Origin of the sequence: Thermoanaerobacter sp. RKWS2 (assembly GCF_026240795.1) — a bacterium.
Classification (GTDB): domain Bacteria; phylum Bacillota; class Thermoanaerobacteria; order Thermoanaerobacterales; family Thermoanaerobacteraceae; genus Thermoanaerobacter; species Thermoanaerobacter ethanolicus.
Window position 1 is genome coordinate 750,170 of the sequence record NZ_CP110888.1, and the last position, 15,497, is coordinate 765,666.

Consider the following 15,497-nt stretch of genomic DNA (forward strand, 5'->3'; position numbering starts at 1 on the left):
GGTTTTTATTATTTACTCACTTCCTTTTCAGGCAGTTCGGAAAGCACTATACCTGCAAACATAAAAATTCCGCCTATTATTGCTCTAAAAGACATCACTTCTCCGGCAATTAAAAAAGCAGCTATTGCAGCGAAAACTGGCTCCAGTGCGAATATCAAAGCTGTATGAGTGGCAGTAGTGTAGGCTTGCATCGTGTTTTGGGCAACATATGCAAAAGCAGTTGCGAATACCCCTGTTATTATTATAGCTGACCATACATCAAGAGAAGTGGGTATAAAAGGCTTTTCAAATATTAAACTCACAATTCCGCTTAAAACAGCAACTACTCCAATTTGAATAGTAGCGAGTAAATAAGTATCTAAAGTAGAAGCGTATTTTGCTATCAAAACAATCTGCATTCCAAAAGCAAAGGCACACAAAAGTGTCAAAAAGTCACCTATGTTAATAGATAAGTCAATATTTGTAGTGAGCAGTATAAGTCCTATAAAAGCGAGTACAATTCCTAAAATTGCAGGTTTTGAAGGCTTTCTTTTAAGAAGTACTGCTTCTAAAATTGGCACTAACACTACGCTAAACCCTGTTATAAATCCTGATTTAGATGCTGTAGTGTATTTAAGTCCCATTGTCTGAAAGGCATAACCTAAAAAAGCATTGTCCCAATTACTGAAGCAACAGCCAATGTTTTTTTGTCAATGGTTTTTAACTTTTTATAGAAGATTATTGCGAGAAGCGAAAAAGCCAATAAAAAGCGTATAAAAAGAAAATTGTATACCGGGAGTGTCTGTATAGCGTTTTTGACTATTATAAATGTAGACCCCCACACCATGGTTACTACGGTGAGCACAATATCGCTTTTTAATTGTTTGGACAACTTAAATTCCTGGTTACCCAAACTGTACAAAACTGGACAGTTCAGATAGCTGGGGTATTTATAGTCCGCCCTTCAGACTTTCCCAGCCCCAGCAGGCGGTATTTGGGAAAGCCATAGCCCCTGCCCCAAGAAGCAGGAACTCACGCCCTTACGGGTCTCTCCACTTGCCCTGAATTAGTAATTCCTTCAGGGTAGAGAAGTCTCTTGGCACCTTCTCAGGGGAGAGTGGCGTTACCACCGCTACCTTAAGAACTCGCCAGAAATCACAGGCACTAAAACTTGTTCCATCCAGAGGTCTTAGCACCCTTCCTGGCTCACTCTCAAGGCTTTGCAAAAATTTTATTGCTTTCTTTATCTCCTTCATATGTTTCTTTCTTAAATGCTTGTTTCTAACTGTTTTCTTTACATGTTCTTTTAATTCTTCTAATTCATCTACAGTCAATGCGTTGAGAAACTTTATATAATTATCTGGTATCTTTTCTTGCACTCCCAACCCTCTTCTTGCTATTACATAGGCTGCTGCTATATCTTTTGTTATCATATGCTGCGGTGCATATTTCAACATCCCTATTATTGAGGTGTAAGAAGTATTGACTTCTATTACTTCTATCCTTTCTCTTCTTGCTAGTGTTTTTATTTTTGAAAGAAGTGATTTATAGCTAAAGCTATGTCTTATTCTCCTTGATTTTCTCCCTGAAAAGTCTCCTCTTTTGCCTTTTTCTTTTATTTCTAAGTCTTCAATTACTATTGCTTTATTTTTCTTTTTTGCTATCTTTACTATTTCATGAGCATATTGCCATCTGAAATATTCTCTTTTGTCTTTACTGCCACTTGCAAGCTCTGGCATTGGCATATTCCCATAGCTTATTAGATTCCCTTTTTCATCTACTTCTACCCATGATATGTTGTCTGGATATGCATTTATATCTATCCCTATTGCTCCTTTTTCTTTTGTTATTTTTATTTCTGGATATTCTTCTTCAATAGCAAAATAGGCGTATATGCTGCCGTTTTTAAGTTTTAATTCTACAGAGTAGGGTATGTTTGATTCTCTAATTTCCTGCAGAAGTTCTTCTCTTATCTTATTCTTTTTGTAGCCTGCTTGTATTTTCGCATATACATATTTTCTTTCTCCTACATTTATCCTTAAGAAAGTACCATTTTCTTTTACTTCTATTCTTGTGTTGAGATTTCCTTTTTTGCTTTTATCTCCTCTTGAATAGAGATTTCCTTTTCTTCTTTCTTGCCACTTTGTTTTTAGCTTTTGATATTCTTTCCCATTTATATGGCGCTTTTGAAGTTTTTCAAATAAGTCTCTTCCTCCAAAAATGACTTTCTTTGGATTATTCCCTAATTCTTTAGAGGATTCTAATGTGCTTCTTGCTATCATTATTGCATCATCTACGTATCTTGAGTTTAAGTCAAATGTTCCCTGAAGGTCTCTTTTTAGTGTGTTTCTATCATATCCTTCTAAAAGTCTCTTATATGCAAATCTCATGCAGGAGGACCATCTTCTCATTAAGTCTAATACTATTTGTTTGTCTTGTTGGTTTAGAAAAATGAGTTTAGCCTGTATTACTATCATGCTTTTTGCCACCCCGTTGTCCGTAAATTCTTGCTGCGAAAGATGTTACTATTGCTATTAAGTCTTCTGCTAGTTCTTTATTTGCATCTTCTTCGTTTTCTTTTCCATTTAAAACTATAAGCTCCACCCCAAAGCTTTCCATGAAAAATTTGAGATATTCAAAGCCAATCTGCTTATATCATACAGCTCTTTAACCTTTTTTATAGTTAATAACATTCATCATCACCCAATTAAAATTATATCATTTTTTACTACTAATTCCAACTGTTTTGACCTCCTCAGAAGTTACTTAAAAATTATAGTTTAAAATTGTGAACAATTGGCATACGCCTTCCTGTTCCAAAGGCTTTGGTGGTGACTTTGAGTCCGGGTGCTGCTTGTTTTCTCTTGTACTCTACTCTGTTGACTTTATTTATAACATCTTTTACTAATTTTTCATCATATCCTTTTTCTACTATTTCCTTTGTTGACTTGTTTTCTTCTATATACATTTTTAAGATTTCATCCAAAATCTTATAAGGAGGTAGTGAGTCTTCATCTTTTTGATTGGGTCTTAATTCTGCAGAAGGGGCTTTTTCAATTATAGAAGTCGGAATTATTTCTTTTTCTCTGTTTATATATCTTGCTAGTTCATATACCATTGTCTTAGGTACATCTGCTATCACAGCAAGGCTTCCGCTCATATCTCCGTAAAGAGTGCAATATCCCATTGCTAATTCTGATTTGTTTCCGGTAGTTAAAACAATGTGCCCTTCTCTATTTGATATAAACATTAAATAATTACCTCTTATTCTTGCTTGTATGTTTTCTTCTGCCAGGTCACCTATAACGTTGTTATCCCCATTAAAAACGGATAAATAACTTTTGAACACAGGCTCTATTGGGATTACTCTAAATTCAATTTCCAGATTATCAGCCAGTATTCTTGCATCGCTTTTACTTCCTTCAGAGGAATATCTTGAAGGCATTGAAACCGCAAGAACATTTTCTTTTCCTAAAGCTTCTACTGCTATGGCACAAACTACTGCAGAATCTATTCCGCCGCTTAAGCCTACTACTGCTTTTTTAAAACCTGATTTTTTGCAATAATCTCTTACACCAAGGACAAGAGCGTTGTATAACCAAGATATATCCTCTTTTATTTCGGGCAGTTTCCTAAGATTTTTCAGTTCATCAATATCGAAAACTTTAATATCTTCCTCAAAAGCTTTAAGTTGTACTACTCTTTTGCCTTCTTCATTTACTACAAAGCTAGCACCGTCAAATATCAATTCATCATTTGCACCAACTTGATTTACATAAACAAAAGGTATTGCGTACTTTTTTATCTTTTTCTCTATCATTTCTACTCTCATATTTTGCTTACCCAAGTAGTAAGGAGATGCTGAAATATTTATAAAAATATCAGGTTTTAGCTTAAATTGTTCTTCTAAAACATCAACAGAATAATCTACACTTGGCTCAAAAACATAATCTTTCCATATGTCTTCACATATATTAACTCCTAATTTTATCCCTTTAAAAGAAGCTACCTTTCTTATTTGTGCTGGTTTGAAATACCTTTTTTCATCAAATACGTCATAGTTGGGAAGTAAAGTCTTATCAAAAACCTCGACTATTTTACCGTCATAAATAAAAAAAGCAGAATTATAAAGATTGCCTTCTGTGTCTTGCCTTACAGTACCAAGTATTACTCCGATTTGATAAGTAGCGGGCAAGACTATTTCATTTATATATTTTTCATTGGCCTCTAAAAAATCTTGCATAAACAAAAAGTCTTTAGGAGGATAACCTACAGTAGCTAGTTCAGGGAACACCACAAGGTCAGCTTTTTGGTATTTTGCTGTATTTATAAACTCTACTATCTTTTTAAAGTTTCCTTTTATATCTCCCACAACTGGATTTATTTGAGCCAATGCGATTTTCATTAGTTTTCACCCCGCATTTATAATACTACAATACATATTTTAGCACATAAAAAGACAAAAAACACTGTTTTCTATCTCCACCTTATCAGCTTTTTTTCAAGATACACTATAAAAATGTACATCAAGGCAGAAAGTATTGAAAGTATCAAAACACTTGTCATTACTAAATCTAGCTTAAAAATTTGACCGCCGTAGACAATCAAATATCCCAAACCTGCTTTAGAAACTAAAAATTCTCCTGTAATTACTCCTACCCAGGAAAGGCCGATGTTTATTTTTATGGCGGAAATAATCGTTGGGACACTGGCGGGAAGAATACATTTTGTAAGTATTTGCATTTTTGTGGCACCAAAGGTCTTTAAAAGTTTTATTTTTTCTTCGTCTACTTCTTTAAAACCCGTTTGTAAGCTGATTATAGTTACTATCAATGAAATAGCAAGAGCCATTGTAATTATTGGAGCTTCTCCATTTCCCATCCAAACGATAAATATAGGACCCAATGCAATTTTAGGGAGGCTATTAAGTACAACCAAATAAGGTTCTGCTACTTTTGACAAAAAGTCTGACCACCACAGAAGTATAGCGATTATCATGCCAATTATTGTGCCAAGAGTAAAGCCTATTATCGTTTCACTCAAAGTAACCCATATGTGCATAAAAAGAGAACCATTCTGACTTAAGGCTATCATAGTTTTTAACATTCTTGAAGGCTGGCTGACCAAAAAAGGGTCTACAATTTTATACCTTGCCACAATTTCCCATGTAGCGAAAAAAAGGATTAATAATGCAAATTGAGTGACTCGTATCAATACATTTTTTCTCTTTACTTTTTTTAAAAATTCCCTGTGCTCTTTTGAAATATAGGGGGTTGCTGCTTCATACATGGACATCCAACTCCTTCCAAATTGAATTAAAATATTCTCTAAACTCAGGAGCTTTTCTGCAGCCTATGGGAGTTCGATCTTCACAAGTTAGGACAATGTCATAAATCTTTTTTAGATGGGCAGGCCTATTTGATAGAACCACAATTCTGTCACACATAGAAATTGCCTCTGAGATATCGTGAGTTACTATGACCGCAGTTTTTTGCTCATATTTAAGAATTTTATACACTTCATCGGATATAGCAAGTCTTGTTTGGTAGTCTAAAGCAGAAAAGGCCTCATCTAGTAAAAGTATGTCTGGTTTTAAAGCCAATGTCCTTATGAGAGCGGCTCTTTGTCGCATTCCACCTGACAATTGATTAGGATAATGGTTTTTAAACTCGCCGAGGCCGTATTTTACAAGCAAACCTTCTACGTATTTTTTAGACTCTTCTGTTAGACTTTTTTGTATTTCAAGTCCAAGTAGCGCATTTTGCCATATATTTCGCCATTCAAAGAGGTGATCTTTTTGAAGCATATAGCCTATTTTTCCGTTTACTTCTACACTTCCGTAAGAAGGCTTTAAAAGACCAGAAATAATAGAAAGAAGAGTAGATTTGCCACAACCAGAAGGGCCTATAATCCCTACAAATTCTCCTTCGTACACATCAAAAGAAATATTTTTTAAAGCTTCAGTTTCACCCTCTAAGGTGTGATAATTAAAGGATACATCTTTGAGGCTTACCATTATTTTATTCATAAAAGCACTCCCTTCTATGTGAAAAGTCAGTTAATAAAAGGGGAATTGTGCTCAATATGGGAGGGACATATTGAGCACAATTTAAAACTTTACTTTTTGATCATTTTTTCAGCTTTTTCAGCGAAAGTGTTGTTGATTAGATGATGTGAGTCCACCTTTTCTTTTATTACACCTGCATCTAAAAGTATATTTTGTAGAAAATCAAAGTCATCAACTTTCATTTTTAGAGTAGTGCCCCAGGTGTTTTGATTTTTGTACCTTTCAATTGCTGTCGCCATAAGGTCTACATCAGCATCTGGGAAGAAAGGCTTAATTGCTTCCGCTACTTCTTTAGGAGAATGAGATTCCACCCACAGCATTCCTTTATACACTGCATTTACAAAACGCTGTATTATATCGGGATGTTTTTCAATATAGCTTTTTCTTGCATTAAAAGTCGTATAAGGAACTTCATGACTGGAAGCGCCAACTGATGCTACAATGTATCCACCTTTTTGTTTTTCAACTAGGGAAGCTGTAGGTTCGAATAACGCCACGTAATCAGCATCGGAAGACATAAAAGCTCCCGCTGCAGCTGTAAATTGAAGATTGGTGATAAGGGTTAAATCTGTTTTTGGATTTATGCCGTGTTCTTTTAAAATGTATTCCAGTGTCATTTGAGGCATCCCGCCAGGCCTTCCACCTATTACCTTTTTACCTCTTAAATTTTCCCATTTAAAGTCCGGTTCAGGCTTTTTCCCCAAAAGGAAAGACCCATCTTTTCTTGTGAGCTGCCCAAAGTTTACAAGATAATCATCTCTACCTTCTTTAAGTACGTATACAGTAGTTTCAGGCCCTTGAAGTCCTATGTCTGCTGTGCCTGATAAAACGGCCGTTGCAGCTTTATCTGACCCTTGAGCAGTTGTAATGACGAGTTCCAGCCCCTGTTCTTTGAAAAAGCCTTGGCTTACAGCTACGTAATAGGGAGCGTAAAAAATAGAATGGACTGTTTCTACAAAATTAATTTTTGTAAGTTTTTGACTTTTATTTATACACCCTGCAAATAAAGAAACTGTAAGGGCTAATACTAACAGGAATACAATTAAGTATTTAAGCCTCATACCCATCCTCCTTTTTCTATTTTCACTTTATTATATTCTTGCAATTAAAATGTGTGATTGAGGCAAATTGTGCCTTTTTGCGATTTTAAATTTGTAATTGATAGTTTGATAAAAAGAAGGAAAAGTGAAATTTTTGTCGAATATGTATATACTGTGGTCTTAATGGATTAAAATGCTACAAGAAAAGGGGATTGAAAATGGCACAAAAAGTAGCTGTAAAAAAGGGCAAGACATTAAAAAAACAAACGAAAAAAACCTACAGAAGTTTTGCAAGCTTAGACACAATATTTTATATATTGCTTTTAGTTCTCGTATTTTATCCACCTTTTTTTAGAGGCATGTACTTTGAAAAAGAAATGTTTCCCACGATTGCATTGACTTCTGCGGTATTTATTATATGGGCTATTTTTAAAATTGTGCAAAAAGAACCCATAATAAGTACTACCTTAGACTATGCTGCTTTATCTCTTGTAGTGGCGTATATAATCTCTAGTTTTTTTGCTGTAAATATAAGGGCGAGCATAGGGGAAGTTTTGAGATATTTTGATTATTTGTTCATGTATTTTATGGTTAGTAGAACCGTAAAAGATAACAAAAAAATTTTTATGCTGTTAAATGTGCTAGTTTTAAGCTCTTTTGTAGTAGCGGTTGTGGGGCTGGGATCTTCAGTTAATCTCATCCATTACAACGGTTCATGGGTAGGAGGCAGGATAAACTCTACTTTTCAGTACCCTAATACAACAGCTTCATTTTTGATGGCTTTTTTCCTTGTCAATTTAGCTTTAATTTCTTATACTGATAATAAATATTTAAAGGCAATATACGGCGTAACCGCTTATACACAGTTTTACGCCTATGTATTTACCTTATCTCGCGGAGCATGGCTTATGCTTCCTTTCCTTGGCATTATCCTCATGTTTTTGATGCCAAGAGGCAAAAGAATAGAACCTTTTATGTATTTTGTAGGGGTTTTAATTGCTTCAGCACTGCCTATAGTAAAATTTAATTCAGCAGTTGCCAGCGGTGTAGCTCTCAATTTAATCAAATGGTATTTGATTGGGGTTTTTGCTTCACTAATTGTTACATACGCAATAAGCTTTTTTGTAAGTGTTGTCAATAAAATAAATGTGAAAGTGGGAATAGCTATTGCTGCTGCAATTGGAATCTTTGTGTTAGCAGCAGGATACATAGTTTTTACGACACAAGTTCCTTTGACTTTAAAACATGATGTAGAGGAGCCTGACAGTATAAAAAGTGTTACGAGATTTGTGAGTGCAGAACCTGACAGAGTTTATGTATTAAAATACGATGTTGTAGCCAAAAATTCCTCAAATAAGGATTGGGCTTACGGCATAATAATAAACAGCAGAAATGAAAATGACCAGGCGACTAAAATTGCAGAATTCTACGACAAAGACAATTTCATAGGAGAAAAAACAATAGAATTTTCTACTTTAAAAGACACAAAAAGGCTTGCCATAACATTTGTAAATAATTTCCGAAACACGTCAGTTACTTTTACAAAGGCGCAAATATATCCTAAAAATGCTCCTTATGAAGTACAAAACATAATGTTAAAATATAAATACTTGCCGGAGGATATTGCATCCCGCGTGCAAGATATAGACTTTACCAGCCGCAGTAGTTCACAGAGGATGCAATTTTATAAAGATGGATTTAAAATTTTCAAAGATTATCCTATATTTGGAGCAGGTGGCGGCGCATGGGCATCACTATATTTTAAATACCAATCTTATCTGTATTGGACTACACAAACCCATAACTATTTCATGCAAGTGCTTTTAGATGCGGGTATTATTGGAGCCATCGCTATAATGTTTTTGCTTTTGTCACTATTTAGGGGTATGTACAGAGTGTATAAGGGATATTTGGAGGAAAAAGACAGAATATTAATTTCTGCTGTTATAACAGCAATAGTAAGTCTTTACGCTCATGCTGCAATGGATTTTGACCTGTCGCTTTCTGCAGTATCTATTGCACTTTGGGCGTTAATTGGTGTAATAAATTCTTTGGACATACTAAAAGTTAAAGTAAAAAACAAAAAAATTTACTTAAACTATTTAGCGATAGTTGTAGCCTTTGTTGTAATGTTTATGTCTACTTCTATGTCAGTAGCGTTAAGTTATGCCGTAAAAGGGGATAACTTTTTGAGACAACAAAATCTTATTTTGGCGGAACAAAATTATGAAAAAGCAGTATCCTATGACCCGTGGAACGCAAAATACAGAATGACATACGGGCAAATTCTCACCGCCCTTGGTGACCAGTTAAAGGATGCTGTAAAGCTTCAAAAAGCGATGTTTGAGGAAGAAAAAGCCGTGCAATTAGAGCCTTTTAATTCTCAACTTAATGCCCAACTGGGAGCTTTCTATCTTGCTCATGGACAAATTGACCTTGGCCTTAAATATGTATTAAAAGCAGTGGAAGTACAACCATTGAGGCCAGAAAATTACCAGCAATTAGCTGATGCTTATAACAAAGTTGGTATGTATTATTTAAACAATGGAGATAAAGAAAAGGCAAAAGAATTTTTGCAAAAAGCGGTAGATGTACAAAAAATGTTTGACAAAGCAAATTCCAAATCATTAGAGCCAAAGCCTATGACTGAAATGACCAAACAGATAATAGAAGAATCCCAAAAGACGCTTCAAGAGATACATTAAAAGTGTATCTCTCTTTTTTATCTTGATTTACCATAAAAGGAATGGTATGATGAAGCTAGTAAATGGTTTTTATATGGGGGCCATGAAATGACAAATGAAGAATTTATGAATTTTATTGTTGACAAATTTAATAGTTTTGAAAAAGGTTTGACAACTTTGAAAAAAGATTGGATGGATTTGAAGAAAGATTTGATGAAGCTATTACAAAAATAAAGATGAAGTTAGAGAAAACACTAGATTAGCATGATAAAAAGATTACCGAATTAAACCAAAAATCACAGGAAGTAAAGTTGGATAGACAGCTTTTAAAGAGAGCAGTAGTAAATTTGTAGACATCGAGATACACTATAAAGTGTGTCTTTTTTTGTAAAGTGTAGCAGTAAATCCTGAGCCGAAGTGAAACGAAGCCTTAAGCCGAAGTGAATGGTCTCCGAAGAATCTTTGTCTTCTGTCATTCTGAGGTGAAGCCGAAGAATCTCATGCATAAAGGAATACAAAAAATGCAAAAAAGTATTAAAAAAGAAAGGTAGGAGGGTGTAGAGATGAAGAAAATACCCTATGGGATGTCCAATTTCAGAGCGATGAGAGAAGAAGGATACCTGTATGTAGACAAAACGATGTATATAGAGAAGATAGAGAACTTAAATAGCAAATACCTGTTTTTCATAAGGCCGAGGAGGTTTGGGAAAAGTCTTTTTCTTTCCACATTGGAGAACTACTATGACATAAACAATGAGAAAGATTTTGAGAAACTGTTTGGTGACTTATATATAGGGAAGAACCCAACAAAGCTAAAGAACAGTTATATGGTATTAGAGCTTGACTTTTCGGGATTAGATACAGGCGATAGAGAAAGATTAGAAAAATCCTTTAAACAAAACCTAATTGATTCAATAAGCAGCTTTTTAAATAAATACCACAGCATATTTAAAGAGATAAACGAAATAAAAGAGCATATCAAAGAGAAGCCGGATATAAAATCAATAATAAACCAGCTAATTGAGGAAGTAGAGAAAGTAGGTAAAAAGATTTATCTAATAATAGACGAATATGACCATTTTGCCAATGACATAATAGCGATGGGGGACAGTGAATTTTATAGAGAGATAGTGAGGGCATCAGGTTTTGTAAGAGACTTTTATGAGACATTGAAGATAGGGACAAAAAGCGTAATAGACAGGATATTCATAACAGGGATATCCCCGATAATGCTGGATGACTTAACGAGTGGATTTAACATAGCATTAAATGTCACAATGGATTTAAATTTAAATGAGATGCTGGGATTTACAGAAGAAGAAGTGGTGAAGATACTAGAAGAAGTAGGGATAGAAGAAAAAGAAAGAGAAAAATCACTAGAAGAATTAAAAGAATTATACGATGGTTATTTATTTAGTGCAGAAGCGGAGAAAAGGATATACAATCCCGACATGGTATTGTATTATCTTGACAGCATAGTAAGATACAAAAAACCGCCTAGAAATTTAATAGACGACAATGTAAAGACAGACTATGGCAGGCTAAACAGGCTTACAATGAATGAAGAGAACAAGGCATTGCTAGAGAGGATCATAAAAGAGGAAGGGATAGTAGCGGAGATAGTAACAAAATTTTCATTTGACAGGATGTACGACGAAGAATACTTTATATCGTTGTTATTCTATATGGGGTTACTAACGATAGAGAGGCAAGAAAAAACGAGATTATTTTTAAAAATACCCAATTACGTAATCAAGACAATAATGTGGGAATATATAGAAACGAATTTAAAGAAAGAATACAAAATTAATCTTGACCTAAATGAGTTAAGGAAGACCATAGAAGAGATGGCGTATGAAGGGAGAATAAAACCATATATAGAGTATATAAGCCAGAACGTGCTAAAGGTGCTTTCGAACAGGGACATAATAAACTTTGATGAAAAATATATCAAAGTGATATTAATTACGTATCTTGTAAACAGTAAAGCCTATAGGCCAATAAGTGAGAGGGAGACAGAAGGAGGGTATATAGACATATACTTGGAGAGGGACATAAGGATACCAGATATAAAATACGAGTGGTTGATAGAGCTAAAGTATGTAAAGAAGAGTGAGAAAGACAAGGTAGACAAGATAAAAGAAGAAGGAATAAAGCAGCTTAAGAGGTATAGAGAAAGTAAAGGGCTAAAAGAGAGAAAAGATGTAAAGCAGGCGCTAATCATATTCATAGGCAAGGACGAATACCAAGTAATTGAAGTGTAAAAAAGAAAAGAAAGAGGTGGTAAAGATGAAGAAAATACCCTATGGGATGTCCAATTTCAGAGCGATGAGAGAAGAAGGATACCTGTATGTAGACAAAACGATGTATATAGAGAAGATAGAGAACTTAAATAGCAAATACCTGTTTTTCATAAGGCCGAGGAGGTTTGGGAAAAGTCTCTTTCTTTCCACATTAGAGAACTACTATGACATAAACAATGAGAAAGACTTTGAGAAACTATTTGGCGACTTATATATAGGGAAGAATCCAACAAAGCTAAAGAACAGTTATATGATACTCAAACTGAATTTTTCAGGCCTAAACACAGAAAACAAAGACCAACTAAAAGAGTCCTTTTTGTTAAGTGTGAAAAATTCAATAAATGCTTTATTAGGCAGATACGAGGGTATATTAGAAAATACGGAAGAAATAAGGAAGAAAATTGACCAAATAACTGATATAAATGCAGTTATAATGACGATAATAAATGAAGTAAAAAAAGTAGGTAAAAAGATATACCTAATAATAGACGAATATGACCATTTTGCCAATGACATAATAGCGATGGGTGAGAGTGAATTTTACAGAGAGATAGTGAGGGCATCAGGTTTTGTAAGAGACTTTTATGAGACATTGAAGATAGGGGCAGAGAGTGTAATAGACAGGATATTCATAACAGGGATATCCCCGATAATGCTGGATGACTTAACGAGTGGATTTAACATAGCATTAAATGTCACAATGGATTTAAATTTAAATGAGATGTTGGGATTTACAGAAGAAGAAGTGGTGAAGATACTAGAAGAAGTAGGGATAGAGGAAAAAGAAAAATCATTAGAAGAATTAAAAGAATTATACGATGGTTATTTATTTAGTGCAGAAGCGGAGAAAAGGATATACAATCCCGACATGGTATTGTATTATCTTGACAGCATAGTAAGATACAAAAAACCGCCTAGAAATTTAATAGACGACAATGTAAAGACAGACTATGGCAGGCTAAACAGGCTTACAATGAATGAAGAGAACAAGGCATTGCTAGAGAGGATCATAAAAGAGGAAGGGATAGTAGCGGAGATAGTAACAAAATTTTCATTTGACAGGATGTACGACGAAGAATACTTTATATCGTTGTTATTCTATATGGGGTTACTAACGATAGAGAGGCAAGAAAAAACGAGATTATTTTTAAAAATACCCAATTACGTAATCAAGACAATAATGTGGGAATATATAGAAACGAATTTAAAGAAAGAATACAAAATTAATCTTGACCTAAATGAGTTAAGGAAGACCATAGAAGAGATGGCGTATGAAGGGAGAATAAAACCATATATAGAGTATATAAGCCAGAACGTGCTAAAGGTGCTTTCGAACAGGGACATAATAAACTTTGATGAAAAATATATCAAAGTGATATTAATTACGTATCTTGTAAACAGTAAAGCCTATAGGCCAATAAGTGAGAGGGAGACAGAAGGAGGGTATATAGACATATACTTGGAGAGGGACATAAGGATACCAGATATAAAATACGAGTGGTTGATAGAGCTAAAGTATGTAAAGAAGAGTGAGAAAGACAAGGTAGACAAGATAAAAGAAGAAGGAATAAAGCAGCTTAAGAGGTATAGAGAAAGTAAAGGGCTAAAAGAGAGAAAAGATGTAAAGCAGGCGCTAATCATATTCATAGGCAAGGACGAATACCAAGTAATTGAAGTGTAAAAAAGAAAAGAAAGAGGTGGTAAAGATGAAGAAAATACCCTATGGGATGTCCAATTTCAGAGCGATGAGAGAAGAAGGATACCTGTATGTAGACAAAACGATGTATATAGAGAAGATAGAGAACTTAAATAGCAAATACCTGTTTTTCATAAGGCCGAGGAGGTTTGGGAAAAGTCTCTTTCTTTCCACATTAGAGAACTACTATGACATAAACAATGAGAAAGACTTTGAGAAACTATTTGGCGACTTATATATAGGGAAGAACCCAACAAAGCTAAAGAACAGTTATATGATACTCAAACTGAATTTTTCAGGATTAGATACAGGCAATAGAGACAGGTTAGAAATATCATTCAAACAAAATCTAATTGATTCAATAAATGGCTTTTTAAATGACTATCAAAGTATATTTAAAGACATAGAGGAAATAAAACAACATATAAAAGAGAAACCAGATATAAAATCGATAGTAAATCAGCTAATAAATGAAGTAAAAAAAGTAGGTAAAAAGGTATACCTAATAATAGACGAATATGATCATTTTGCCAATGACATAATAGCGATGGGGGACAGTGAATTTTATAGAGAGATAGTGAGGGCATCAGGTTTTGTAAGAGATTTTTATGAGACATTGAAGATAGGGACAGAGAGTGTAATAGACAGGATATTCATAACAGGGATATCCCCGATAATGCTGGATGACTTAACGAGTGGATTTAACATAGCATTAAATGTCACAATGGATTTAAGCTTAAATGAGATGCTAGGATTTACAGAAGAAGAAGTAGTGAAGATACTAGAAGAAGTAGGGATAGAGGAAAAAGAGAATTTAATAAATAACTTAAGGGAATTATACGATGGCTATAAATTCAACAAAAATGCCAGGACAAGGGTATACAATCCAGACATGGTACTATACTTTTTAGCACAATACAAGAACACAGGAGGATATCCAGAGTATCTAATAGACGACAATGTAAAGACAGACTATGGTAGGCTAAACAGGCTTACAATGAATGAAGAGAACAAGGCATTGCTAGAGAGGATCATAAAAGAGGAAGGGATAGTAGCGGAGATAGTAACAAAATTTTCATTTGACAGGATGTACGACGAAGAATACTTTATATCGTTGTTATTCTATATGGGGTTACTAACGATAGAGAGGCAAGAAAAAACGAGATTATTTTTAAAAATACCCAATTACGTAATCAAGACAATAATGTGGGAATATATAGAAACGAATTTAAAGAAAGAATACAAAATTAATCTTGACCTAAATGAGTTAAGGAAGACCATAGAAGAGATGGCGTATGAAGGGAGAATAAAACCGTATATAGAGTATATAAGCCAGAACGTGCTAAAGGTGCTTTCGAACAGGGACATAATAAACTTTGATGAAAAATATATCAAAGTGATATTAATTACATATCTTGTAAACAGTAAAGCCTATAGGCCAATAAGTGAGAGGGAGACAGAAGGAGGGTATATAGACATATACTTGGAGAGGGACATAAGGATACCAGATATAAAATACGAGTGGTTGATAGAGCTAAAGTATGTAAAGAAGAGTGAGAAAGACAAGATAGACAAGATAAAAGAAGAAGGAATAAAGCAGCTTAAGAGGTATAGAGAAAGTAAAGGGCTAAAAGAGAGAAAAGATGTAAAGCAGGCGCTAATCATATTCATAGGCAAGGACGAATACCAAGTAATTGAAGTGTAAAAAAGAAAAGAAAGAGGTGGTAA

The 15,497-nt window shown here is 34.4% G+C and carries 10 protein-coding genes and 2 pseudogenes; 5 read left to right on the forward strand and 7 right to left on the reverse strand.

Going from position 1 to position 15,497, the window contains the following annotated elements:
• Nucleotides 1–8 precede the first annotated feature (8 nt).
• From OEI98_RS03765 to OEI98_RS03795, 7 genes and pseudogenes are all read right to left on the reverse strand, one after another.
• Nucleotides 9–871, reverse strand: a pseudogene (locus OEI98_RS03765) (DMT family transporter).
• A 148-nt stretch (nucleotides 872–1,019) separates the two neighbouring features.
• Nucleotides 1,020–2,456: an IS200/IS605 family accessory protein TnpB-related protein gene (locus OEI98_RS03770; RefSeq protein ID WP_266039671.1), complete on the reverse strand. Its 1,437-nt coding sequence runs from the start codon at nucleotides 2,454–2,456 to the stop codon at nucleotides 1,020–1,022.
• Nucleotides 2,437–2,628, reverse strand: a pseudogene (locus tag OEI98_RS03775) (IS607 family transposase); the annotation flags it as partial. The gene OEI98_RS03770 and the pseudogene OEI98_RS03775, both read right to left, overlap by 20 nt.
• A 124-nt stretch (nucleotides 2,629–2,752) precedes the next feature.
• On the reverse strand, nucleotides 2,753–4,384 hold the full coding sequence (locus tag OEI98_RS03780) for an NAD+ synthase (protein ID WP_266039673.1): 1,632 nt from the start codon (nucleotides 4,382–4,384) through the stop codon (nucleotides 2,753–2,755).
• Between the two features lie 71 nt (nucleotides 4,385–4,455).
• Nucleotides 4,456–5,268 (reverse strand): ABC transporter permease, encoded by an 813-nt coding sequence (locus tag OEI98_RS03785; protein WP_266039675.1) that lies wholly within the window; start codon nucleotides 5,266–5,268, stop codon nucleotides 4,456–4,458.
• Nucleotides 5,261–6,007, reverse strand: a complete 747-nt coding sequence (locus tag OEI98_RS03790; RefSeq protein ID WP_049684719.1) for an ABC transporter ATP-binding protein — start codon at nucleotides 6,005–6,007, stop codon at nucleotides 5,261–5,263. The genes OEI98_RS03785 and OEI98_RS03790 overlap by 8 nt, the downstream gene beginning before the upstream one ends.
• Before the next feature lie 89 nt (nucleotides 6,008–6,096).
• Complete coding sequence (locus tag OEI98_RS03795; protein WP_266039679.1) at nucleotides 6,097–7,107, reverse strand: ABC transporter substrate-binding protein; 1,011 nt, start codon at nucleotides 7,105–7,107, stop codon at nucleotides 6,097–6,099.
• A 197-nt stretch (nucleotides 7,108–7,304) separates the two neighbouring features.
• Between OEI98_RS03795 and OEI98_RS03800 the strand changes: the two genes are divergently transcribed.
• The 5 genes from OEI98_RS03800 to OEI98_RS03820 all read left to right on the forward strand — a co-directional run bounded on the left by OEI98_RS03800 (nucleotide 7,305) and on the right by OEI98_RS03820 (nucleotide 15,474).
• Nucleotides 7,305–9,791, forward strand: coding sequence for an O-antigen ligase family protein (locus tag OEI98_RS03800; protein ID WP_074592404.1), 2,487 nt, complete (start codon nucleotides 7,305–7,307; stop codon nucleotides 9,789–9,791).
• Between the two features lie 87 nt (nucleotides 9,792–9,878).
• Complete coding sequence (locus tag OEI98_RS03805) at nucleotides 9,879–10,004, forward strand: hypothetical protein (RefSeq protein ID WP_266039683.1); 126 nt, start codon at nucleotides 9,879–9,881, stop codon at nucleotides 10,002–10,004.
• A 329-nt stretch (nucleotides 10,005–10,333) separates the two neighbouring features.
• Nucleotides 10,334–12,034 (forward strand): ATP-binding protein, encoded by a 1,701-nt coding sequence (locus OEI98_RS03810; protein ID WP_266039685.1) that lies wholly within the window; start codon nucleotides 10,334–10,336, stop codon nucleotides 12,032–12,034.
• Nucleotides 12,035–12,059: 25 nt separating this feature from the next.
• Nucleotides 12,060–13,754, forward strand: a complete 1,695-nt coding sequence (locus OEI98_RS03815; RefSeq protein WP_266039687.1) for an AAA family ATPase — start codon at nucleotides 12,060–12,062, stop codon at nucleotides 13,752–13,754.
• A 25-nt stretch (nucleotides 13,755–13,779) separates the two neighbouring features.
• Nucleotides 13,780–15,474: an AAA family ATPase gene (locus OEI98_RS03820; RefSeq protein ID WP_266039689.1), complete on the forward strand. Its 1,695-nt coding sequence runs from the start codon at nucleotides 13,780–13,782 to the stop codon at nucleotides 15,472–15,474.
• The last annotated feature ends 23 nt before the right edge of the window (nucleotides 15,475–15,497 follow it).

Coding starts and splice junctions, on each gene's coding strand:
- OEI98_RS03815 (WP_266039687.1), top strand. CDS start 12,060: ATGAAGAAAATACCCTATGGGATGTCCAATTTCAGAGCGATGAGAGAA.
- OEI98_RS03800 (WP_074592404.1), top strand. CDS start 7,305: ATGGCACAAAAAGTAGCTGTAAAAAAGGGCAAGACATTAAAAAAACAA.
- OEI98_RS03770 (WP_266039671.1), bottom strand. CDS start 2,456: ATGATAGTAATACAGGCTAAACTCATTTTTCTAAACCAACAAGACAAA.
- OEI98_RS03810 (WP_266039685.1), top strand. CDS start 10,334: ATGAAGAAAATACCCTATGGGATGTCCAATTTCAGAGCGATGAGAGAA.
- OEI98_RS03790 (WP_049684719.1), bottom strand. CDS start 6,007: ATGAATAAAATAATGGTAAGCCTCAAAGATGTATCCTTTAATTATCAC.
- OEI98_RS03820 (WP_266039689.1), top strand. CDS start 13,780: ATGAAGAAAATACCCTATGGGATGTCCAATTTCAGAGCGATGAGAGAA.
- OEI98_RS03780 (WP_266039673.1), bottom strand. CDS start 4,384: ATGAAAATCGCATTGGCTCAAATAAATCCAGTTGTGGGAGATATAAAA.
- OEI98_RS03785 (WP_266039675.1), bottom strand. CDS start 5,268: ATGTATGAAGCAGCAACCCCCTATATTTCAAAAGAGCACAGGGAATTT.
- OEI98_RS03795 (WP_266039679.1), bottom strand. CDS start 7,107: ATGAGGCTTAAATACTTAATTGTATTCCTGTTAGTATTAGCCCTTACA.
- OEI98_RS03805 (WP_266039683.1), top strand. CDS start 9,879: ATGACAAATGAAGAATTTATGAATTTTATTGTTGACAAATTTAATAGT.